Origin of the sequence: Alteromonas genovensis (assembly GCF_010500895.1) — a bacterium.
Lineage (GTDB): Bacteria > Pseudomonadota > Gammaproteobacteria > Enterobacterales > Alteromonadaceae > Alteromonas > Alteromonas genovensis.
Genome location: NZ_JAAAWO010000001.1, coordinates 83,255 through 106,916, shown reverse-complemented (window position 1 = coordinate 106,916; position 23,662 = coordinate 83,255). Strand labels below are relative to the sequence as shown.

Genomic DNA, 23,662 nt, shown 5'->3' with positions numbered 1-23,662 from the left:
AAAATTAGTAGGCTGGCAAGTGCCGCCTCATGTAGTAAAAAAAGGAAAATGTGATGAGAAAATTATTGTTCAGTACAGCACTATCGTGTTCATTGGCTATTGCAGCATTATTAGGAACAACTAACGCGGCGGCGGCAGACGAATGCGCCATAACGGTTGAAAGCAATGATGCAATGAAATTCAACACAGCCAATGTGGTCGTTCCTGCAACCTGTGACGATTTTACCGTCACGTTAAAGCATACGGGACAGTTGCCTAAGCAAGCCATGGGGCACAACTGGGTAATGACGACGAAAGCAGACGGCCAAGCAGTCGCCACTGACGGCATGAGTGCTGGTCTAGCGAATAATTACTTAAAGCCAAACGATGCAAGAGTGATTGGCGCTACAGATGTCATTGGTGGTGGCGAAGAAGCAACAGCAACCTTTTCAGTAAAAGGGCTAAATGCTAACGAAGAATACATGTTCTTCTGCTCTTTCCCAGGCCACATCGGCATTATGAAAGGCACTGTGACGGTCAAAGCGTAGTGCAGTAAAGGTATTAGCCTAGCGCAGTAAAGGTATTAGCCTAGCGCAGTAGACGTATTAGCGAAGCGCAGTAGAGGTAATTAGCCTGACGCTGGAAAACCTAAAAGCCAGTTCGCCCCAAGCGGCTGGCTTTATTAAAGCGTGCTAACTGGGCTTAGTGAAAGGCCATTCATGTTAACTTCTGTTTCGATATCGCTCCAAAGCAGCGTTCGCTCATATTTACCTTTGTTTGTTTTATATCGATACACTGTGGTGGAGAGCAAAAGAGATTCGGGCTCAAAGGTTTTAGGGAGCGAAAAGTCTATGCTCACTGCTTGGAAATAGCGGAAGCGAAACGTAATGTCATCGCCAATAAAGTTATCATCGTTTGACTTATACGCCACGGCATCCCCCGCCAACTCCCCTTTTATGCTCAGCTTAAGCGAGCCGTTGATGACAGATTTCTGCTGAGTAGGCTGCAGCAATACCATTCGCAACTGATAGTTATTATCGCCAAGTGAAAACAGTTCGATATCGTCGGCAACGAATATGCTGTCAGACTTCTCTGGCGCAACTACCCTCTCGTAAAAAGTCAGTAGCTGCTGCTGCTCTTCAAGCTGCTGCTTAATCTCGACAAGTGTTTTTGTAAGAGACTCATTTTCGAGTTGCGTGAGTTCCATTTCTACATCTAACTGATTCACACGCGTGGTCAGCTTATTATTGTCAGTAGACAGGATGGCGATAGTTTCTTTTTGCGCTTTCACAATTAACCCATCGCCTTTGTCTATATAACGCGCTAACTGAAAGCCGAAGCCAAGCATTATCAGCATTAGAAACGCGACTAACAAAGCGAATTTGTGGTTGCCAAGAAGTGTTTTGAGTTGGTCTGTTGTCATGGTTGGCTGTATGTAAATCTTGTTCAATGCTGATTACTGCTAAGACTATATTCTTAACATTATGAAATTTAAGTGGTTGTGGTAAGCTTTATAACACAATTACTTTACTGTACCACATCATGCGCTTTCAGGCTTTACGACAGGAAGTGGCTCACCCACGCACATCGGTTCAATTATGCCTTTTGGGCATTGTTGGAGGAACCCTTGCTGCGCTTATCATTATTCTGTTTCGCCTTTGCGTTGAATGGATACGCGAAAGTGGCGTGGCTACGCTAACATCCTGGCTGGTTCACGATTGGCTAGTGTTACTACTCATGCCGCTTATCAGTGTAGCGATTATTCTTTTCATTGCCTTTTTAACCGGTTTTAAGCATTACCGGCTTGGTATTCCATTCGTTATTCACCGAGTAAAATATTTTTACGGCAACATTCCTTTTCGTACCACAATAAACCAATTTTTTGGTGGCATGCTCGCGCTGGCCGGCGGCTTTGTAGTTGGCAGAGAAGGCCCTTCTGTTCATATGGGAGCGTCTAGCAGCGGGCTATTGGGACAGTGGCTACGCTTGCCCTACAACAGCGTGAGGATACTTGCCGGCTGTGGTATCGCAGCGGGTATTTCCGCATCATTTAATACCCCTTTTGCCGCCGTTATTTTCGTCATGGAAGTGGTATTAAGAGAGTACAAAATTCACATCTTTGTACCTATTATGCTTGCGGCGGCCTGCGGCTCGGTGCTTGCGCGCAGCGTGTTTGGTGAGGTCAATGAACTCTCCTTTCTCTCATTCACCGCGTTTAGTCAGTGGATGTACTTGTACCTAGTGGTACTAGGTATACTACTTGGCATGTTAGCTACCTTGTTCAACCGACAGCTAATGCGGGTGATGACGTGGTTCAGACCGGTGTCTATGGTGTGGCGTTTAATCCTTGCCGCCTGTATCACCGGAACCGTTGGTGCACTACTACCAGAGGCGCTAGGCGCTAACTTTATTGATGTAGAGCACCTGTTTGACAGTGACCCCGGCACACTCTTGTTAGTGTCGGTGCTGGTGTTTAAAGTCATTCTTGCGGTTTTTGCCATTGGGCTTGGGATCCCAGGCGGTATTATTGGCCCGGTGATGGTGATTGGCATGCTCGCTGGCGCAGTGCTGCTATTGCCGCTGTCATACTTTATCGACGTGCCCGAATTTACCAATAGTTTTGCTCTCTTAGGAATAGCAGGCATGCTAACCGCTGTATTGCATGCACCGTTAGCTGCACTTTCTGCCGTAATGGAGCTGTCTTATAGCCCTCAAATTATACTTCCAGCAATGCTGGTGATTGTGCCGGCATACGTTACCTCAACCCAATTTTTTAAAAATCGCTCTATTTTCATTCTCCAGCTCGACTATCAAAACTTGCCTTATGCCATCTCCTCCATTAGAGAAGCATTAGAGAAAACCGGTGTACTGGCAGCCATGAATACAGACTATAAACTGTTTAACGATGCGCCAGAGAAAGCGCTGACCGATCATTTGGAAAAAGAGCCAACCAAAATAGTGGTTCAGCAGTCTAAATTTGAAATTGATGTTCAGTACAAGCTAGTACAATACAATGTGAGCTTGGAACACGACGCTACAGCGCTTAGCTATTACCAAATGGAAGGCCTCAGCGCACAGTCGACACTGCATGAAGTGTATGAACATCTTAAAAAATCGCGTTCTGGCGCAGTTTATATTTACGACCAAGACTATAACGATATCATTGGCGTTATTACCTGGAATATTCTCCAAAGCTTTTTACAGAAGGCAAATTACTAGTATGCACATTTTATGGTTTAAGGCGCTTCATCTCTTTTTTATGTTGGCGTGGATGGCTGGCCTTTTTTATCTGCCTCGCCTTTTCGTGTATCACGCCACGACGACGTCGCAGTTAGTGAAAGACGAATTTAAAGTCATGGAACGACGCCTTTGGTATTTTGTCACCCCCTTTGCGCTACTCACACTGGCCTTTGGCATTGCGCTTATCGTAAGTTATGGCGGCGCATGGTTTAAAGCGTCGGGATGGCTACATATAAAAATTCTTCTTTTACTTGCCATTTATGGCTATCACTTCTATTTATTTAAATTAATGAAGCAATTTGCTCGCGATGAAAATATTCACACGCCACGCTTTTATCGCATTTTAAATGAAGCGCCGGTATTAATTATCTTCGCAGTGGTATGCCTTGCTATTTTGAAACCTTTTTAACATCTAACCCTGCATAGGCACCTCACCCTACACAGAGAGCAAGGTAAATGATTAAGACAATAAGCGGCGAGAAAGATGGGATGAAGAAAGTTCGACTTATTGCAGCTTAATGCGTTCAATTACAGTGTCATACTCAAATCCTGGGTCTATGATAAAGAGGCTGACAGTGACTAGGGCACGTTGCCCTAGTACTACATTATTTGCAGCAATGCTTAGGAACACGAGCTTCACGTTCGTACGTAACGCTAAAATACAGGGAAGACCATGGACGACAGTAATCAACACTTGAAAGAGTTATTGAAGCAAACCGACATTGCATTTAAAGCCCTCATGCGTGAGCCCAACTCGATATCACTTAATCAGCAGTATGAAGAGGCGAAAATAGCGCTCGATACCTACACTACGTCACTCAAACAAACTCTGAGTGACAAATGCCTTCAACAACGACATCGCTAGCTGTCACTACAAGGGCTGAGCCCTAAGACTTATGACCTAAGACTGATTGTCAGTTGACGTATTCTCCGTCGACTTACTAAAGGTCTCGAACTGATTGGGCAGAGCGCACGCCAAATCACCGGCAAGGTTGGTGTAGTCTTTAAGTAATGCAGGTAATTGCTGCATAAGTAAAGGCAAGTTCTCACTAAGTTGAGCGACTTGATCTGCACGTCTTTGCTGATACGCTAACTCTATGTTGGCCAGCGTTGAAAACATCTTCAAACACCGCGTAAGTCGTGCTTCCGGTGGTTCACCTGAGCCCGTTTCAGCATTACTCTCCTTTTTTTCTGCTTGTTGCCACGCGTTTTGCCATACTGATTCCACGTTTTTGTGAACGAACAATAAACCGGTTAGCCATTGTGATAGTGCATAGCTTGGCCGTTTGGTGTCACCTTTAGACTCAACACCATCCACACAATAAGGCGGCAGTGCAATACGGCCTTGGCGCATATAGTCTAAATGAGAACGCAAGCCATTCATCAGTGTATCGGCCAAAATATCCACATCGCTGTCTACTAATCGACTAGAGCCACTTTGAATAAGCCAAGGCATCCATTGTTCTGGCATCGGAATTTCAGGACATGCAGCAACGGCAAAGATCATTCCATCCACCTTCTCTACGCAAGGTAACACGCTGCAAAAACTGTCTTGTTCTATTACAGGTTTTATAAATTCTATCGGTAATGGCTCATTCACGGCGTCTTCTCATTTTCGTTTGCGTTATGATTTTTGAAACGTTAGGCTGCGCGCCTTTTTTAACATTGATATCAAATAGCGCAGACTGCTTTTTATGTTTCGGCCCTGTCTACCTATTGTCTGTCTAGCTGTTATCATACTAGGGCGTGTTGAACTTTGCTGTACATTTTCGCAGCGGTCTGTGAGCTATTTAGACAAGGCGAATGGTTGAAGGTCTAGCGGGCTAAATCGAAACCATTTAACGCAGGATAAATAGCTCACAGGCGCTGCCCGAAGGGGGCGTTGTGGAAGCATTTTACTCTTTGTCGCCGCTTTTTTATTTGGGCCCTTTGACTTAGCCCACTAGGCCTACAGGACTGTTTCGGGATTAAAATGCTTCCATTTAGCCCAAAACTCGTACAACAAAGATAAACACGCCCTGGCAAAACATAACTAAGAGTCGTTGCAAATGGCAAAAGATAAATCAGGATATATCATCGCAGCCGCCTTTATTGGCCCCGGCACTGTTACCACCGCCAGCTTAGCAGGCGCAAACTTTGGTTTTCACCTTGTATGGGCGCTGATTTTTTCTGTTTTCGCAACAATTGTTTTGCAAGATATGGCCGCTCGACTCGGTGTTGCAACGGGTCAAGGCCTTGCCGGTGCTATGAAAGACATGGCCTATAAGCCGTGGCTGAAAACCTTGTTTGTTGTGCTTATTGTGAGTGCCATTGGTATTGGAAATGCCGCTTACGAATCTGGAAACTTAACAGGAGCCGCTATTGGTCTTGATGCATTTGTCAGTATTGGTATTGGCCCCTGGGCCAGTATTTTAGGCGCTATTGCCATTATTCTACTGTACTCTGGTAGCTACCAGTGGATAGAAACCGTGTTGGTCTATTTGGTCTTTATTATGGCTGGGGTATTTTTAATAACCCTACTCGTAGCCAAACCCGACCTATCGGCTATGTTCAGCCAGTTAACATCACCAAAACTTAATAGCGACGCCATTACTACCGTGCTGGCGTTAATCGGTACAACCATTGTCCCCTACAATTTATTTTTGCACGCTAGCCTGGTCGCTAAATCCTCTAAGGGACAAGATAAGCAACAGGCGGTTGTGGCCTGTCGAAGCCAGTCAGCAAGAGCCATTAGCATGGGCGGCCTTATTACGCTTATTGTAATGGCAACCGCTATGATGGCATTTTTCAATCAAGCCGCCACCATGGATGCTAGTAATATGGGTGAGCAGCTAAAGCCGGTTCTAGGTGATAAAGCGCAGTGGTTCTTTGCCTTAGGTTTATTCTCAGCGGGTTTAACTAGCGCGATTACCGCACCGTTAGCTGCGGCCTATGCTGTAACAGGTGCATTAGGCTTAAGCGATGACATGAAGAGCAAAAGCTTCAAAGCGGTGTGGATGGTGATTATTTTGGTTGGGGTAAGTGTGGCCGCTCTTGGCTTTAAACCTTTACCAGCCATATTGTTCGCCCAGGCGACTAACGCGCTGTTACTTCCTGTTATCGCTATTTTTCTACTGGTAGTTATGAATAAAAGTCAGGCTTTAGGCGCGTTTAAGAACTCATGGAAGAGCAATGCTGCCGGTATTATTGTGGTGAGCACCGTTGTAGGGTTGGGCTGCTATAAATTGATCAATGTTTTTAGCTAGTCTACTTTTTATAAAAGCACTTTGAGCTTTATAAAAGGTTTAGCTGCACCATGGACGAAACAGGCGCAGCGAGTTATACCAACGTGATATCAACACAATTTCACGCAACTCAGTATCACCAAAAAACAAAGCCTTGTCGTGATGACAAGGCTTTGTTAACAAGGCTCTCTTCGTTTAACTTATAGCGCAAGGGCTAATTTAGACGTTCTTTCTAAATGCTCTTTTATATAATCTTCTAAGCGCCCAGACGAGCCAATATATCCTCTAACATGGCACGACTACAGCCAAAGTTTATTCGAAAATGGTCAGCCTTGTGAAAGTCTATGCCCGGAGATGGACCCACCCCTTTTTGTTCTGCCCACGTTTGCACATTGTCAACGCCTAGCCCACTTGCATCGACCCATGCCAAAAAAGTAGCATCCGCTTTGAGCATGCTAAGCCCGTCGATATTATTGATAGCCTCAAACACTCTGTCTCGATTGCCACGAAGGTAGTCAAGTTCTTGCTCATGCCAGTCGTCACATTGTGTGAAAGCTGCTTCAGTGGCGGCTAAGCCCATCACATTGACCCACGGGACAATGCCTGCTGCCGCGTTAGTGAATGACTGTCTAAGGGCTCTACTTGGAATGATGGCGAAAGACGTTCCAAGACCTGCAATGTTGAACGTTTTACTTGCCGCCATAAGGGTAACGCTGTTGTCAGCGAGTGACGCTTCGCGACCGGCTGGAATATGCTTCCTCCCTTCCTCTAAAATGAGATCGCAATGAATCTCATCAGAACACAGTTTCACATTATTTTTGCTGCAAATATCAGCTATTCGGTCTATTTCCGCTTGTGTTAACACCGTACCTACAGGGTTCATGGGGTTACACAAAATAAAGAGCGTACATTTTGGATCGGCAGCTTCGCGTTCAAGGGCATCAAAATCGAGTGTGTGACGGGGATTATCACCATCACTTGTAGAGTCGATAACCGTACCAATATCCACCCTCTCTAATCCGTTGAGCTTGGGAGCAGCTAAAAGCGGCGGGTAGTTAGGGGTTTGAATGAGTACTTTGTCACCCGCATTGCAGTATGCTTTACACGCTGTGTTAAACGCCGGCACCACACCTGGCGTCCATACCAACCATTCAGGTTCAATATGCCAATCGTGTTTTTCTTTTAACCAACGGATTACTGCATTAATAGCACTGGTGTGTTGTGCAGGAAGCATGTAACCCATGTTGCCATGTGCAACTTGCGCCGAAATGGCATCGAGTATGGGCTGGGCACAAGAAAACTCAGTATCCGCTACCCAAGCCGGAATAATGTCTTTGCCCTTATATTTCTGCCATTTAAATGAATGGGTATCTTTACGAGAAGGAGTATTATCAAATAATGCGCTCACACTACATCCTGTTGCCGAGAAAGTTATGCGTTGAGTGTAAATTTTTGCATCATGAGAAACTAGGGCAAACACCAAGTTTCCCTATAACAATTTGTACTTAATTAGGACTAGCTGGCAAGTAATGGAGAGAATCGAGGTTAGCAATTGCTCAATTTAACGCTGCTGTCACTTTGCTAGAGGTTGCCACAAGTTCTTCCATTCTAATTGGTTTAGCGAGGAAGCCAGCGACCTTTAGTTTTACAGCCGCTAACACAAGCGCCTTATTCGGGTCGGCGCTTATCAGCAGAAAAGGAATATCTAACCCTTTCGCACGGCATACCTTTAACAGGCTTAACCCGTCATAATCAGGCATGACCTGGTCGCTTATAACCAGATTGAGAGAATCGGGGGTTTGCTGTAACAGAAAATCTCGGGCTAATTTGCTTCTGCTAAATGGATAAACCGTCGCATTAAGTTCAGTTTCAAGAGTGACAGTGATTAAATCGAGAGTGACGAGATCATCTTCAATAACGGCGACAGATAGCATTACAAACCTCTCAAAAATGCCCTTTAGTTAGGCAGTCCATAGCAACAATAGCTTAAAGTGTAAGGTCAAATAGCCAAAATGGCTACTCGCCTTTGGTAGAAGTTTGCCAATTCTTTCAACCACTGCGCTTTTAAATATCGTACTGTCAAACGCCATGCTTTCAAACATCATAGCTTTAAACGTTATCGTTTTAAGCACCCTGCATTCAAATATCAGAGAAGCAAAAACAAAAATGCCAACACGAGGTTGGCATTTTTTAACATTTAAGCGATGAGGTTATCGCGTTAACTATTTTGGCGCTCGTGATGCACGCTTACGTTCGTTTTCTGTAAGCAACTTCTTACGAATACGAATAGATACAGGCGTAACTTCTACCAATTCATCTTCATCGATGAACTCTAAAGCTTGCTCTAGAGACATTTTGATTGGTGGTACAAGTGTTTGCGCTTCATCAGTACCAGAGGCACGAACGTTAGTAAGCTGCTTACCTTTCAAGGCGTTTACCGTTAGGTCATTGTCACGGCTGTGAATACCGATAACCATACCTTCGTAAACTTCAACACCATGACCGATGAACAAACGACCACGTTCTTGAAGGTTAAACAATGCGTTAGTTAGTGCTTTACCGTTAGCGTTGGCAATTAGAACACCGTTTTTACGCTTACCAATAATGCCGCCTTTGTAAGGGCCGTAGTGGTCGAATGAATGGTATAGCAAACCAGAACCAGAGGTCATGGTCATAAATTCTGTTTGGAAACCGATAAGACCACGACTTGGAATAATGAAGTCGATACGAACACGACCTTTTCCATCTGGAGACATATCAGTCATTTCTGCTTTACGAAGACCAAGCTGCTCCATAATAGAACCCTGATGCTGTTCTTCACAGTCAACGGTCAGTGTTTCAAACGGTTCAGTTGTTTTACCGTCTTCTTCTTTCAGAATTACTTCTGGGCGAGAAACAGCTAGCTCGTAGCCTTCACGACGCATATTTTCAATCAATATGCCTAAGTGAAGTTCACCACGACCTGATACGCGGAATTTATCCGGATCAGCCGTTTCTTCAACACGTAGTGCAACGTTGTGAACAAGCTCGTCGTTCAAACGCTCAAGAATGTTACGCGACGTTACATACTTACCTTCTTTACCAGCAAAAGGTGATGTATTTACTTGGAACGTCATGGTTACTGTTGGCTCATCTACCGATAGTGGTGGAAGTGCTTCAACGGCATTAACGTCACAAATTGTGTCAGAGATTTTCAGTTCACCAAGACCAGAGATAGCGATGATATCGCCCGCATTCGCGCTGTCTACTTCGTGACGGTCTAGACCAAGGTAGCCATATACTAGGCCAACTTTTCCGTTGCGCGTTTTACCATCAGCAGTAACGATAGTTACCTGTTGGTTAGTTTTAACTGATCCGCGGCTGATACGACCTACACCGATTACACCCACATACGAGTTGTAATCTAGCTGTGAAATCTGCATTTGGAAACCACCGTTGGCATCAGCATCTGGTGCAGCAACTTGGTCAACAATAGTTTGGAAAAGCGGAGTCATATCTTCTGACGGTGTGTCAGCATCGTTAGACGCCCAACCGTTTAGTGCAGAAGCATAAACAACTTGGAAATCAAGCTGCTCGTCAGTAGCGCCAAGGTTATCGAACAAATCAAATACTTGATCCATTACCCAATCAGGACGAGCGCCTGGCTTGTCGATTTTGTTGATAACAACAATAGGCTTAAGGCCTTGAGCAAACGCTTTTTGAGTAACAAAGCGCGTTTGCGGCATTGGACCTTCTTGGGCGTCAACAAGCAGCAGCACTGAGTCAGCCATTGACATTACACGCTCTACTTCACCACCGAAATCAGCGTGTCCAGGAGTATCAACAATGTTGATACGGTAATCTTGCCAGTTAATTGCAGTATTTTTCGCCAAGATGGTGATACCACGTTCTTTCTCGATGTCGTTCGAGTCCATAACGCGCTCTTCTTGTACGCCGCGAGATTCCAACGTTCCAGATTGCTGAAGAAGCTTATCTACCAAGGTAGTTTTACCGTGGTCAACGTGGGCGATGATTGCGATATTACGCAACTTACTTATATCAGTGGTATTCATGCTTATATAGAGCCTGTATAAATCGATACATACCAACACGGTATGCATGAGATTTCGTGCAAAAATGCAGATGGAAATTTTGCGCGGATTGTACAGAAAAAACGCGCCGTTTGCGCATCTTTTTTTACTTTGCAGTGAATGTTTACAGTTACCTTATGGTTTTAAAGGCCTTTAGCCCGATTTACCTCGCACCATAACTCCGCGCGCACTAGAAAAACGGTGGAAAGGGATGAAAAAGTATTCTAGTCTAAATCTCTAGGCGCCTGCACGCTGCACCAAAAAGTAGCCATTTGGCACCAAAATAGTGCAGAAGGAATCATAAATTCCGTATTTATCCTTTCTCACGTCACAAAATACGGCGGTTGGATAGATGGCATGATTATCGCTTTCACATTTTCACTGTTGGAGCGAGCCTGATCGCTCTGCATTTTTACATTAAACCTGGAGGACACGATGTCAATAGAAAAGGCATTAGAGCTGATTAAAGAAAGCGAAGCGAAGTTTATCGATTTACGTTTTACCGATACTAAAGGTAAAGAACAACACGTATCTATTCCTGCGAGCCAAGTTAATGACGATTTCTTTGAAGAAGGAAAAATGTTCGACGGTTCTTCAATCGCCGGATGGAAAGGTATCAACGAATCTGACATGGTTCTTCTTCCAGACGCAGACAGCTGCGTAGTTGACCCTTTCGCAGAAGAAACGCAAGTTAACATTCGTTGCGATATCGTAGAGCCTACTACTATGGAAGGTTACGAGCGCGACCCACGTTCTGTTGCTCGCCGCGCAGAAGAGTACCTTAAATCAACAGGTATCGGTGACACGGTATTCTTTGGTCCAGAGCCGGAGTTTTTCTTGTTTGACGACGTTCGCTTCCATACTGACATGGCGGGTTCGTTCTACAAAATTGATTCATCAGAAGCAAAGTGGAATTCAGGCGAAGAGTTTGAAGGCGGAAACATGGGCCACCGCCCAGGTGTGAAAGGCGGTTACTTCCCAGTGCCTCCAGTAGATTCAGCACACGATATCCGCGCTGCAATGTGTATGGTTATGGAAGAGATGGGCCTTGTTATTGAAGCGCATCACCACGAAGTAGCGACAGCTGGTCAAAACGAAATCGCGTGTGAATTTAACACTCTTGTTAAGAAAGCCGACGAAATTCAAGTGTACAAATACGTAGTTCACAATGTGGCACACGCATACGGCCAAACAGCGACCTTTATGCCTAAGCCACTTGTTGGCGACAACGGTTCTGGTATGCACTGCCACCAGTCTATCTCTAAAGATGGCAAAAACATTTTTGCGGGCGACAAGTATGCTGGTCTTTCTGAAGAAGCGCTTTACTACATTGGCGGTATCATTAAGCACGCTCGTGCAATTAACGCGTTTGCTAATGCATCAACTAACTCGTACAAGCGTCTTGTACCTGGATTCGAAGCACCGGTAATGCTTGCTTACTCTGCACGTAACCGTTCTGCATCTATTCGTATTCCTTATGTAACAAGTGACAAAGCACGCCGTATCGAAGTTCGTTTCCCTGACCCAACAGGTAACCCGTACCTTGCATTTACTGCAATGCTTATGGCTGGCCTTGACGGTATCAAAAACAAGATCCACCCTGGCGATGCTATGGATAAAGACTTGTACGACCTACCGGCAGAAGAAGCAGCTGAAATTCCAACAGTGGCGAGTTCACTAGAAATGGCGCTAGACGCACTGGATAGTGACCGTGAGTTCCTTACTGCTGGCGGCGTAATGACAGATGACATGATTGATGCGTATATCGACCTTAAGTCAGAAGAAGTCACAACGCTTAACATGACAACTCACCCTATCGAGTTCGACATGTACTACAGCGTTTAATATCGTATCTACACAGATATTTTATTAGAACAACTATTAAAGCCCGCTTATGCGGGCTTTTTTATTGTCCAAACATTATCTATTATGAAGACACACTACTTTCAGGAATAACTATCATGACTCATCTAACAAAACGCGCTTTGCAGCTTTTATCGTTGTCGTCATGCTGTTTGCTCCTGAGTACGCAAAGCGCACTAGCATGGCAAGATGCTCAAAATGCACCAGAACAGCCACCCGCCAAGAGCGCCCCACAAATATATAAGGTGGTTAACGAAGACGGCTCAGTGACCTATACCGATACGCCACCACCTAATGCAGATATCGTTGAACTCGATGTAAAAACCCGCAATGTGGTGTCTGCGATGAAAGTACCTAAACCACAAAAAAGTAAAATTACAAAGAAAAAGCCAGACTACAGCGTCAGTATTACCAGCCCCGCTCCCGAAGCCACGATTAGAAACAATGCGGGAGACTTTGTAATAAAAGCGTCGCAAAACAGTGCATCAAAGGCGCCTTTGTATCGCTTAGTGTTTGATGGCGCCCCAATTCAGCGCAACTCTTCGGGTATATTTAAGCTAGAAGGTATCAATCGTGGAGCACACGATTATAAAGTTGAACTTACTAACAATACGGGCAAGACTCTTGCATCGTCTCCTATACAAACCCTTTATCTACATCAGGCATCGGTGTTTATTAATAACAACTAGCGTGCAGTCCTTGCAAACAAGCGCACCACGGCGGTTCATTCAAAATATTTTTTGAGAGAATTCGAGGCGGTCTTCTTAGCTGTACGCTACAATGCACAAACTTGGTGCAAAGGAGACATGCTCGGATGGTATCTACCGAGTCAGAGACACAGCTGCTATTAAATAGTTTAAACACAGCGCTCGTTACCGTTGATAGGAGCCTGCGCATTGTTTACGCCAACCATGCTGGTGAGGCGCTATTTGAAACAGGGATGAAACAACTTCAAGGGCACTTTCTGCCAGACTTCTTTTTGCCTGATACTATTGAAACCACACGACTTAAAGCGGCTATAAGAAAAGGCGAAGACTTTACTGAAAACGAAATAAAGCTCGCGTTTAAAGATAACCGCTATGTGTCTGTTGATTTAACCGTAACAAATATCACTACGGCAAATGGGCCCGGCCTACTTTTTGAAGTTAAAAGAATTGATCAGCAAAAGCGAATTACCCGAGAAAACCTGCAAAACGCCCAACATTATGCGGCGCGAGAACTTGTGCGAGGCCTAGCTCATGAAATCAAAAACCCGTTAGGGGGCATTCGCGGCGCAGCCCAGCTTCTAGAAAAAGAGCTACCCGAGCAGCATAAAGAATTCACCCGCATGATTATTGAGCAATCTGATCGCTTGCGAACATTAGTTGACAGATTGTTAGGCCCGAATTCCCTTCCCCGCTTCGAGATGAGTAACGTGCATCAAGCGCTAGAGAAAGTTCGAAGCCTGATGTTGGTAGACTCTGTAAATCCAATATCAATTGTTAGAGATTACGATCCGAGTATTCCCGATCTAAGAATCGATCCGGATATGATTCAGCAGGCAGTGTTGAACATCGTCAGAAACAGCATTCAGGCGTTAAACGAGCACAATACGCCAAACCCAGAAATTCAATTGATCACGCGTATCGAGCGCCAGATGACCATTCAGTCAGAGCGCCATGCATTAGTGGCTAAAGTTAAGATTATCGATAACGGGCCGGGTATTCCAGCAGATATCAAGGACACGTTATTTTATCCCATGGTAACCAGTAAGCAGAATGGATCAGGCTTAGGGTTATCAATATCGCAAACCCTTATTAACCATCACGGCGGCAAGATAGATGTGGATAGCCACCCGGGTTATACAAAATTCGTGATATACATTCCAATTAACAGCAAGGAGACAGGCGATGACGAATGAATCGGTATGGATTGTCGATGACGACAGTTCAATTCGTTGGGTGCTGCAAAAAGCCTTACAGGCAGCAGATATCAGCTGCTTAAGTTTTGAAAACCCTGAAGACTTGCTACGTCAAATCCAAAGCGGTCAAGCCCCTGAAGTGATTATATCGGATATACGTATGCCGCAGATGGATGGCATGACGTTATTAAATGAAGTACACAGCTCTCATCCGTTGCTTCCGGTTATTATTATGACTGCGCATTCAGATTTAGACAGCGCTGTGAACGCTTATCAAAAAGGTGCGTTTGAGTATTTACCGAAACCCTTCGATATAGATGAAGCCGTAACACTGACCCAACGTGCATTAGATCATTCCAGAGAGCAGTCTTCAGCCACTAAGGTACAGCCTGATGAAGTGGTCACTGAAATCATTGGTGAAGCCCCTGCAATGCAGGAAGTCTTTCGCGCTATTGGCCGACTTTCGCGCTCATCAATCAGTGTGCTCATAAACGGGCAATCTGGAACAGGTAAGGAACTTGTTGCTCATGCCCTTCACAGACACAGTCCACGCTCACACAAGCCGTTTATTGCATTAAACATGGCAGCCATTCCCGCTGACCTCGTAGAGTCTGAATTATTCGGGCACGAAAAAGGGGCGTTTACCGGTGCACAAGCAGCCCGCCAAGGAAGATTTGAACAGGCCGATGGTGGAACTCTGTTTCTCGATGAAATTGGCGACATGCCGTTAGACGTGCAAACCCGGCTTTTAAGGGTGCTTGCTGATGGCCAGTTTTACCGAGTCGGTGGTCATCAATCGGTGAGCGTTGATGTAAGAATTATTGCAGCAACCCATCAAAATTTAGAAATTAGGGTTGCTGAAGGTAAGTTTCGCGAAGATTTATTTCACCGTCTCAACGTAATTCGTGTGCACCTGCCCTCACTTTCTGAGCGCCGGGAAGATATTCCGCTGCTGACTCGTCACTTTTTGCGTCGCGCTGCAAAAGAGCTCGATGTTGACGCCAAAAGCATTAGCAAAAACGCTGAGCGAGTTATGTCGCAATTACCGTGGCCCGGTAACGTTAGGCAACTAGAGAACGTATGTCGCTGGCTTACCGTAATGGCAAGCGGGCAGGAAGTCATACCGAGCGATTTGCCCCCTGAAATTCACAGCGATGGTAGTGTCGAAACCGCTGCCGCAACCGTGGGCGACTGGCCCGAGCTTCTTGCTAATTGGACAGACAAACAGCTAAGAGATGGCCGCAATGACATACTAAACGACGCCATGCTGACATTTGAAAAAGTGATGCTAGAGCGTGCTCTTCAGCACACCCACGGTCACAAACAAGAGGCGGCCAAGCGATTGGGATGGGGGCGCAATACTCTTACTCGTAAATTAAAAGAGCTTGGGATTAACTAGGGCGTATTGCTCAAAAGTTTTCTTATATTCTACACAAGAGTAACAAAAGGGCTTAATGCCCTTTTGTTAATAAGCCCGTCATGCCTTGATTAAATAAGCGTACCCACTTCATACTGAACTGGCCTTTCGCTTGTTTATTGATATGAATAACCGCGTCTTTTTTCGACATTACTTTGTCTTCACTGTGCGCTCTGGCATGCGTTAGGGCATCATACGTATCAATAATTGCTAACAGCTTTGCGCCTTCACAAATATCGTCTTCTTTTAAGCCCAGAGGGTATCCTGAACCATCAGTACGCTCATGGTGCTGCATAACAATCTTTCTCGCTAAATCCCATTCGTCTAAATGCTCCAGCAATCGGGCACTTTTGTAAACGTGAGAACGCATCAAATTAAACTCGTTTTCACTCAAGGTATCGCCCTTGGTGAGCAACTTCATGGGCATAAACGCCATGCCAAAGTCGTGAACATAGCTGGCCACCGCGAGCTGGTCTTCATCAATGATATTATCGGCAACGTCGTTGATATACATAGCCAGTTTAGCGATGCGATCGCCCTTACCCGCCCAGAAGTTTGAACGGCGCTCTACCGTTTGCATTAGTTCTCTAAAGAACAAGACATCTTGCTTCTTTTCACTGCTAATGTCTTTTGGAATACCCGTGGATGCCAGTACGGGGGCTTTTACTTGGCCTGCGGTAGTCGCAGTGCTGTCATTTTTTGCTACATCGAGAGCCGGATTTAACAGTAATACTGCGTCGGTAAGCAGGCGCTCGTGTTCAGTTGAGTTTTCGGGTGACACTCGACTTATCGCAAGCACTAACTGCTCGTGAAGCGTGTTGTCATAGTCAGCTTTACCCCGCTGCATCACTTCTTCAACAAACGCTTTCACCCTGTCCATGGTTAACAGAACTAGATCGCTCATGGTGCTGGTGTAATCAACTTGGCCTTTGCGAAGAAAGTCGAGTAAGTCTTCTACGTGCTGCAGAAGTGGGATCATAGGAGAAAAGTTAACTAGCCCTAAGTCGCCCTTAATAGTGTGGATTGAGCGAAACAGAGCCCGTTGCAATTCGTTGTCTGCAGGGCGTAGCTCAAGTTCGATTAACGTTTGCTCACTTGACTCATAGAGTTCGTTAATTTCTTCCATGAGATCTGCAAGAATATCTTCTTCTAGTTCGTCAGGGGTAAATGTCAACATACTTATTGGTACCAACTACGGTTAGGATGCACGATCTTCTCTATTGTAATGGGCTATCGATAAAAATGCTTCATACTAAAGGTGATAAAACATCGTTTTAACGCAATTCGCTTAGGCCGTGTTTACTTTTGCTGACAGCATGATTTTGAATTTAAGCGGTTTGCCACCTTGATTGCTTTAAAAACACATTGAAACACACCCATGTTGAGCTAAACCTGTGTAACGCACAAAGTCACGAGGCGCAGCCGTTAAGTGTAGACTACATTATAAACTTCACTATAAAAACTCATCGGACAAGTGTACGCTGAAATTTCTTCTATACTGCGCGCACAATTATTCGCTAGGAGTTGTTTTGATAGCATTGTTTCGTATTCCCATTCTTCTTATCGCATTCTTGGTTATTAACCTAGTGCTGCTATTCGTCTGTATTTTACGCCCGTTTCACAAAGATAACGTTCAGGCCGCTGGTGCACTGTATTCTCAAATGGCCAAGGTTGTGGGCTTAACAATTATTATCAAACGAGATCCAGCGGTGAAACTGAATGAGCCCTATGTGTTTATCGCGAATCATCAAAATAGTTTTGACATAATGACCATTTGCAAAGCCGCACTCCCCGGGGTTGTCACCATTGGTAAGAAAAGCCTCAAGTGGATCCCTATTTTCGGTCAAATATACTGGCTATCAGGCAACATCATGATAGACCGCAAAAACTCTGGCGCAGCCAGAAACACCCTCGATATCGCTGCAAACCGCATTGCCAAAAAGAAAACCTCAGTGTGGCTGTTTCCAGAGGGCACCCGCAGTAATGGGCGAGGAATCTTGCCTTTTAAACAAGGCGCGTTTCGTTTGGCAAAAACCACCAATGAGCCAGTGGTGATGGTGACGGCGAGCAACCTACACAAGAAGGTTCGCTGGAATAAGTGGAACAACGGCATCGTTCTTATCGACATTAGCGCTCCCCAGCCTTTAACCGAAGAGCACTCTATTAAAGAGTGGATGGGAATATTTAACGAGCAAATGAAAGAAAAGTTCGAACAGTTGAATGAGCAGGTCGATGATTTAGAGAAAAGCAGGTAAACTTGCAGCCAATTTCAATGCATAGGTTAGGCCGAAAAAATGAATCAATTTGACGAAAGAGAAGAGTGGTATGAATTCAATCAAGAAACGATTGATGCACTGCTAGAAGATGGCAGCCAAGCCGATGCCGATTACGCCATTGAACATCATTTTGCGAGTACCGACTTCGATGTGCTAGAAAAAGCAGCCGTAGATGCTTTTAAAGCGGGCTTTGAGGTTTCTGATGCCGAAGAATTAGTGCTAGACGATGGCGAGGAAGTGTTTTGCTTCGACGCTGTGGTGGAACGCAAACTCGATATCAACCTGCTTAACGAAGACATTGATAAGCTGTTAAAGATAGCCGACAAGCACGATGTTACCTACGACGGTTGGGGCACCTATTTTGAGCCTCGAGAAGACGGCGTAATGGATGGTGAAGGTGAAGAAGAATACCACCACTTAAACGACTAGCACCCTTTCTATTTACCCACGGTAACTCGCTAGCGTTAATAGGTAAAAAAAGCGCTAGCTAGCCGTAAAATCCAGCTATTAAGTTTCGCTTCAGCTTTGGTTCATCTTTTTCCGTCAACAATGACAATGTCATTATTGATTGGAAAAGGATGTACACATGAAATTATTATCTGTTGTCACCGCACTACCCAAAGCTGCTTCTTGTAGACGTAACCCATGCAGCAACAGTTCTCATAGCAGCGCCATTAATAGAAGAAGCAAGCCAGGCGTTAGCACTCCCCTTTTTAAAGTATTATCGGCACTCACATTTTTAGCACTACCTGTGACATACGCCAATGCGGAAAATACTGAAGAGAGTGCTGCAGCAAGCACCTCTGCTAAAAAAACGGTAACGTCTAAAGAGTACCGCTATAACCAGCCTTATATTGGAACAGAGCAAGCCGCCGTAAACGAGAATAGCGAGCATGCAAGCGGGAAAGAAGCGCCTCAAGCTCCAAGCCAAGCTAACGCTGAAGCGTTGCCAACTCAGTCTGGCAAGTATGAAAGCGACGCTGAAGCTAACGCCGTCTCTACAATGAGTATTCCAAACACCTCACTCATTGGCTCAAAACAAGCTGCCCGTGTTGAGCAGCATGCAAATACAACAAAATCATCAAGTGATATTGTTATTAGCAGTGTGAATGAGTTTTGGATTTACGATAGCTGGGTAAGCCTGCAGCATGATTTAGATTACGACGGCTACTTCTCTACGTTTTCGGTGGAATTTGATGCCGACACAATTTTTGTCGACGCGCCTGTCTACGCAGTGCTTTATTTGGGTCAAAACGGCGTCTATGACGCAATACATGTGTCATCAGAATTCTTTATTTTTGGCGAAGACTCAAGCGACAGCTTTGTGATAGAAAGTACCTTAGTGTCGGGATTTCCCTCTTACGATTACGACATTTTACTAGAACTGTACGATGCGCAAACTGAGCAGTTTGTAGCGTTCTCTGACGGTTACGACAACGCTGAGTTTGCTTTCGTACCGCTAGAAAGTGAAACCAACGAGTATATTGTAGAAGACACAGTCGTAATTGTTGAAGAACACGGTGGTTCCATGTCGTGGCTCGCGCTTTGTTTTATTATTAGCGCAGCAGGGCTGAGAATTTTTGCAGCGGGTGCGTTGCGAAATTGACTTAAACGCTAGGACACGCCCTCGTTTCAAAACCTATTGGTAACTTTAATAAATCAGTGCCACACTATAAAAAGTTAATGCTTTGAAAGTGATAGTAGGGACATGACACAAAAGAAAAGTACACCATCTGTCTTCACTCGCCGCAGCGTGATCAAAGGAAGCCTCGCGCTTGGTATCACGGCCGGGGTTACTCCGTTTGCCATTGGTAAGCCTAAACCCACGCTTAAGGTAATGGGAACCCACGTAACGCTTCAGGAGGCCATAAGACAGCAGGCAATGGAAGATTTGGGTATTAATATTCAGTTTAAGCCCGGCGGCAGTGCAACCGTGCTGCAAAAAGCATCGATGGACCCTACTTCTTTCGATTTGTACGAGCAATGGTCTAATAGTATAGGCGTACTGTGGCGTGCAGGTGCTATTCAGCCTATTGAGAAAAAACGCATTGGATATTGGGAAGAAATTAACAATCTGTCTAAAACCGGTAAACTCACCGCGAATGCGCGAATGGGTGCAGGAGATGCCCCTCATAAAATTTTAAATATTCAAAATGATGGTACTTTAGGTGCTAACTCTACGGATGAAGTCAGCTTTCTGCCCTACGTGCACAACGTCGATTCTTTTGGTTACGATAGAAGACGTTTACCTAAAGATATGCAGGGCGAAGCTGAAAGCTGGGGATGGCTGCTAGATAGCCGTTACTCGGGAAGCGTTGCTATTGTCAATGACCCCACTATCGGTCTTTTCGACTTAGCGTTAGCCGCCCAAGCTAAGGGCTTTGTGACATTCAACGATATGGGCGCCATGACTGAGCAGGAACTTGATAACTTGTTTAGCGTGTTAATTGAGCTGATGCAGCTTAACCATTTCAACGGTTTTTGGACTTCCGTACCGGAATCGGTGCAGTTTATGAAAAGTGGCAGAGTGGCTATTGAAAGTATGTTTTCGCCTGCGGTGTCAGCACTCAACGGGCAAGATATACCAGTCACCTTTGCTACGCCTAAAGAAGGGTATCGCGGATGGCATGGCGTGATGTGCCTCTCCTCTGCCTCCACAGGGCGCAGTAAAGACGTAGCCTATGAATATATGAACTGGTGGTTGTCGGGCTGGCCTGGCGCATTTATCGCCAGACAGGGGTACTATATCTCTAATCCTCAGCGCTCAGCAAAATACCTATCTCGTGCTGAGTGGGATTATTGGTATGAAGGTAAACCCGCATCCTCTAACCTCACCGGGACAGACGGTAAGGTAAGCGTTTTAAAAGGGGCCCAACGAACCGGTGGCAGTTACGAAAACCGCTTTAGTAATGTGGCAGTTTGGAATACAGTAATGCCAACCTATGAATATAGCCTACAAAAGTGGTACGAATTTATTACCTCTTAGTCGATAAACAAAAATAAGGCTTTCGCGCTACATGCTATCCTCAATACGAACTCAGCTTGTTATCGTTCTTGCTGCACTTATTGCACTGATACTTGTTCAAAGTTATATCGCCCATGAGAACCAGGCAGTATTAAATCGGGGGGTAGACTCTGCCAGCGCTGCAATTACTGCGGTAGGCACTGTAAAAGAACTAGAACGTGATGTAGTCGACCTACAGCGAAATGTGCTGATTTTTAAAGAAAATGCGAGCTCCTCAGCCATTACCCGTTTCACTCGTTTAATGGCTTCGATAGATGTAAAGCTCGACACGTTAGCGCAATCAAACATCGTCTATTCAGAGTCCGATGAGAACCATGTGCTGACTCGAATGCGTGAGCATCTCGATGCTTACGAGGATAACTTTTCTCAAGTTGTTGACGCTCGAGCAAAGCGCGATAACTTAGTTTCTGAGGGCACCCTTGCCAACATTATTGCCTTACAAAACCTCATCACCCGGCTTGTAGAGCAAGGCGAAATAAGCGCGACTACTTTTGATAAGATTGAAAACCAGCTTATTCTTGCCGAAAACGCCACGCTTAAATACCTGCAAAAACCAGATATCATCTTTGTTAACGCCTTTAACCAGGCACTGCGCCCGTTTACATCAATTGTGAATGGAGAGAGTGATAGCTCAGCTGAGCGTATTACGGCGAGAGTGGATAGACTTAAAGCCGACTTTTTAACCCTGACTCAAATTACTCAAGGAAATTTGTTTTTAGTTAATGTTGTGATGGCTGGCTCGGCGAGAGAGTTTCTGTACTTAAGTGGCGAGTTAGCAAATAACGTATCGGCGCAGTCTGATGCGATCACTATGAAAACTTATGAACTTGCAGCAAAAACGCAGAAAAACGGTGAACTCTTTTCGCTATTTTCTATTTTATTGGCTCTTTTAGCCGCTATCTTCACCATAGTGAGAATTTTAGGGCCTATAAGATCTATCACCAGTGTGTTTAACAAGCTCTCGCAAGATGTGCAAATTGAAAATATTCCCGGTAGCAAACGCATTGATGAAATCGGCAAGCTGTCGAGAGCCGCTATGGTGTTTCGCGATAAGAACAGGCAAACCCAAAAGCTACTAGAAGATGCACAAAATTTAAATGTTGAACAAGAGCGTCTAAATCACGAACTGAGAGTATCAAAACTTAAAGCGGAACAGGCCACCGCATCAAAAAGCATCTTTTTAGCTAACATGAGCCATGAAATTCGTACCCCTATGAATGGCATTATTGGCTTAATAGAACTTGCTCAAAAGCAGCCTCTCAGCAATACGGTGAAAGACTATCTTGATAAAGCCGCCTATTCCGGTCAAATTTTACTAAGCGTGATTAACGATATTTTAGACTTTTCAAAAATTGAAGCGGGCGAATTAAAAATTGAGGAAGTGAATTTCTCCCTCCATTCACTGTTTGATAATTTAATTGCCGTCATTGCGCTTAGGGCGAAAGAAAAAAACCTTTCAGTTCGTTTTTCAGTCAACCCTTCTCTGTATTCACAAATTGTCGGCGACCCTTTACGCATTGCTCAAATCATCATGAATATAGGTAATAATGCGGTTAAGTTCACCGAACAAGGACGCATTGAAATAGATTTTGACGGCGCTTTAAGTGATTCTGGTGACGTATTCAATCTGACTATGCGAGTGTCTGATACTGGCATAGGAATGAGCCAATCCCAGCTTAGCCGAATATTTAAACCCTTTACGCAAGCAGACGGCTCAACAAATAGAACCTATGGCGGGACGGGCCTAGGCTTAGCCATTGTGAGCCAACTTGTCCAGCTCATGCATGGCGAACTACACGCCACATCAGCCTTAGGTAAAGGCAGCGAATTTGTTATCACCCTTCCGCTTAAAGTGATTAATCCGCAGAAAGGCGTGTTGCATCAAACCCCAGCGCTACCTCATGACAGTCTATATGTGACTGACTGCGCACTGCTGCCTCAAGCTTATATTCAACATCTTCAGCTTCCGTCACAGTCGATTGTGACGATTGAGCAAGGGAAAGATAAGGCTGACCTACCCGCGCATCTCCTTATTGATGTCCCCGACTTTGCTACCTTCAGGCAAAATTTAAGCTGGTTTAAAACGCTGGTCGAAGAAGGCAAATCTGTAGGCCTAGTGATGGAAAGTGCAGGTAGTGCGCTGCAAGCAAAATATGCCTCCCTTTGGCACAATCCGCTCATTATGCACCCGTTTACACCGATTCAATTTGAGCGGTTTATTAAGCAGGTGATAGCAAAAGACACATCTGAGGAGCCTCAGATTGTAAAAGACGAAGAGAGTGGAGAGAAAAACGTTCTTTTTGAAGGGCATGTTCTTCTTGTAGAGGATAACAATATCAATCAACTTGTGACGGGTGAAATGCTGACCAACCTGGGGCTAACCTTTGACGTGGCCGAAGATGGTCAACAAGCCATTCGCAAAATTGAAAACTCTTCGGAATACGACCTTATTCTAATGGATGTTCAAATGCCGGTTATGGACGGTTACGAGGCGACAAAAGCACTTAGAGCGAAAGGCTTTACCGACATTGTCATCATTGGCCTCTCTGCCAATGCGATGAAAGAAGATAAACAAAATGCCATTGATGCAGGGATGAATGACTATCTTACTAAGCCTATCAAACAAAAGGCGCTAACCGGGAAACTTGCGCAATTCCTAACGAATTGA

General features: G+C 44.9%; 20 protein-coding genes. 14 read left to right on the top strand and 6 right to left on the bottom strand.

From position 1 onward, the window contains the following. The first annotated feature begins 53 nt into the window (after positions 1-53). A complete protein-coding gene (azu, locus tag GTQ48_RS00410) occupies positions 54-527 on the top strand; it encodes an azurin (protein ID WP_163104388.1) in 474 nt (157 codons plus the stop codon). 134 nt (positions 528-661) lie between these two features. On the opposite strand, the gene GTQ48_RS00405 is transcribed toward azu, so the two are convergent. Next, positions 662-1,402 (bottom strand): DUF6776 family protein, encoded by a 741-nt coding sequence (locus GTQ48_RS00405; RefSeq protein WP_163104386.1) that lies wholly within the window; start codon positions 1,400-1,402, stop codon positions 662-664. 119 nt (positions 1,403-1,521) lie between these two features. Between GTQ48_RS00405 and GTQ48_RS00400 the strand changes: the two genes are divergently transcribed. The 3 genes from GTQ48_RS00400 (at position 1,522) to GTQ48_RS00390 (ending at position 4,084) form a co-directional block, all read left to right on the top strand. Continuing rightward, positions 1,522-3,198 carry a chloride channel protein gene (locus tag GTQ48_RS00400; protein WP_163104384.1) on the top strand — a complete coding sequence of 559 codons (1,677 nt, stop codon included), beginning with the start codon at positions 1,522-1,524 and terminating at the stop codon, positions 3,196-3,198. Between the two features lies 1 nt (position 3,199). Continuing rightward, a complete protein-coding gene (locus tag GTQ48_RS00395) occupies positions 3,200-3,628 on the top strand; it encodes a CopD family protein (protein ID WP_163104382.1) in 429 nt (142 codons plus the stop codon). 264 nt (positions 3,629-3,892) lie between these two features. Then, positions 3,893-4,084: a hypothetical protein gene (locus tag GTQ48_RS00390; RefSeq protein ID WP_163104380.1), complete on the top strand. Its 192-nt coding sequence runs from the start codon at positions 3,893-3,895 to the stop codon at positions 4,082-4,084. Positions 4,085-4,120: 36 nt separating this feature from the next. On the opposite strand, the gene GTQ48_RS00385 is transcribed toward GTQ48_RS00390, so the two are convergent. Then, complete coding sequence (locus tag GTQ48_RS00385) at positions 4,121-4,819, bottom strand: UPF0149 family protein (protein ID WP_163104378.1); 699 nt, start codon at positions 4,817-4,819, stop codon at positions 4,121-4,123. A gap of 448 nt (positions 4,820-5,267) precedes the next feature. Between GTQ48_RS00385 and GTQ48_RS00380 the strand changes: the two genes are divergently transcribed. After that, a complete protein-coding gene (locus tag GTQ48_RS00380; RefSeq protein ID WP_163104376.1) occupies positions 5,268-6,464 on the top strand; it encodes an Nramp family divalent metal transporter in 1,197 nt (398 codons plus the stop codon). A gap of 235 nt (positions 6,465-6,699) precedes the next feature. Here the strand turns inward: GTQ48_RS00380 and GTQ48_RS00375 are convergent, their stop codons facing one another. From GTQ48_RS00375 to typA, 3 genes are all read right to left on the bottom strand, one after another. After that, positions 6,700-7,851, bottom strand: a complete 1,152-nt coding sequence (locus GTQ48_RS00375; RefSeq protein WP_163104374.1) for a MalY/PatB family protein — start codon at positions 7,849-7,851, stop codon at positions 6,700-6,702. Positions 7,852-7,999: 148 nt separating this feature from the next. Then, on the bottom strand, positions 8,000-8,377 hold the full coding sequence (locus tag GTQ48_RS00370; RefSeq protein WP_163104372.1) for a response regulator: 378 nt from the start codon (positions 8,375-8,377) through the stop codon (positions 8,000-8,002). 288 nt (positions 8,378-8,665) lie between these two features. Continuing rightward, positions 8,666-10,495, bottom strand: a complete 1,830-nt coding sequence (typA, locus tag GTQ48_RS00365; protein ID WP_163104370.1) for a translational GTPase TypA — start codon at positions 10,493-10,495, stop codon at positions 8,666-8,668. Between the two features lie 453 nt (positions 10,496-10,948). Between typA and glnA the strand changes: the two genes are divergently transcribed. From glnA to glnG, 4 genes are all read left to right on the top strand, one after another. Further along, complete coding sequence (glnA, locus tag GTQ48_RS00360; protein ID WP_032097343.1) at positions 10,949-12,358, top strand: glutamate--ammonia ligase; 1,410 nt, start codon at positions 10,949-10,951, stop codon at positions 12,356-12,358. Between the two features lie 116 nt (positions 12,359-12,474). After that, positions 12,475-13,065, top strand: a complete 591-nt coding sequence (locus GTQ48_RS00355) for a DUF4124 domain-containing protein (protein WP_163104368.1) — start codon at positions 12,475-12,477, stop codon at positions 13,063-13,065. A gap of 125 nt (positions 13,066-13,190) precedes the next feature. After that, positions 13,191-14,276 carry a nitrogen regulation protein NR(II) gene (gene glnL, locus GTQ48_RS00350; protein ID WP_163104366.1) on the top strand — a complete coding sequence of 362 codons (1,086 nt, stop codon included), beginning with the start codon at positions 13,191-13,193 and terminating at the stop codon, positions 14,274-14,276. Further along, positions 14,266-15,675 (top strand): nitrogen regulation protein NR(I), encoded by a 1,410-nt coding sequence (gene glnG, locus GTQ48_RS00345; protein WP_163104364.1) that lies wholly within the window; start codon positions 14,266-14,268, stop codon positions 15,673-15,675. Before glnL ends, glnG begins: the two co-directional genes overlap by 11 nt. Positions 15,676-15,727: 52 nt before the next feature. Here the strand turns inward: glnG and GTQ48_RS00340 are convergent, their stop codons facing one another. Next, a complete protein-coding gene (locus GTQ48_RS00340) occupies positions 15,728-16,870 on the bottom strand; it encodes an HD-GYP domain-containing protein (RefSeq protein WP_163104362.1) in 1,143 nt (380 codons plus the stop codon). A gap of 352 nt (positions 16,871-17,222) precedes the next feature. On the opposite strand from GTQ48_RS00340, the gene GTQ48_RS00335 reads away from it, so the two are divergent. From GTQ48_RS00335 to GTQ48_RS00315, 5 genes are all read left to right on the top strand, one after another. Then, the gene (locus GTQ48_RS00335; RefSeq protein WP_032097338.1) at positions 17,223-17,948 is read left to right on the top strand and encodes a 1-acylglycerol-3-phosphate O-acyltransferase; all 726 of its coding nucleotides are present in this window, start codon (positions 17,223-17,225) and stop codon (positions 17,946-17,948) included. Positions 17,949-17,987: 39 nt separating this feature from the next. Continuing rightward, entirely contained in the window at positions 17,988-18,398 is a 411-nt protein-coding gene (gene rraB, locus GTQ48_RS00330) for a ribonuclease E inhibitor RraB (protein ID WP_163104360.1), read from the top strand. Between the two features lie 157 nt (positions 18,399-18,555). Then, entirely contained in the window at positions 18,556-19,575 is a 1,020-nt protein-coding gene (locus GTQ48_RS00325; RefSeq protein WP_203565036.1) for a choice-of-anchor H family protein, read from the top strand. A 102-nt stretch (positions 19,576-19,677) separates the two neighbouring features. Continuing rightward, positions 19,678-20,955, top strand: a complete 1,278-nt coding sequence (locus GTQ48_RS00320; RefSeq protein ID WP_163104358.1) for an ABC transporter substrate-binding protein — start codon at positions 19,678-19,680, stop codon at positions 20,953-20,955. Between the two features lie 31 nt (positions 20,956-20,986). Beyond that, complete coding sequence (locus tag GTQ48_RS00315) at positions 20,987-23,662, top strand: hybrid sensor histidine kinase/response regulator (protein ID WP_163104356.1); 2,676 nt, start codon at positions 20,987-20,989, stop codon at positions 23,660-23,662.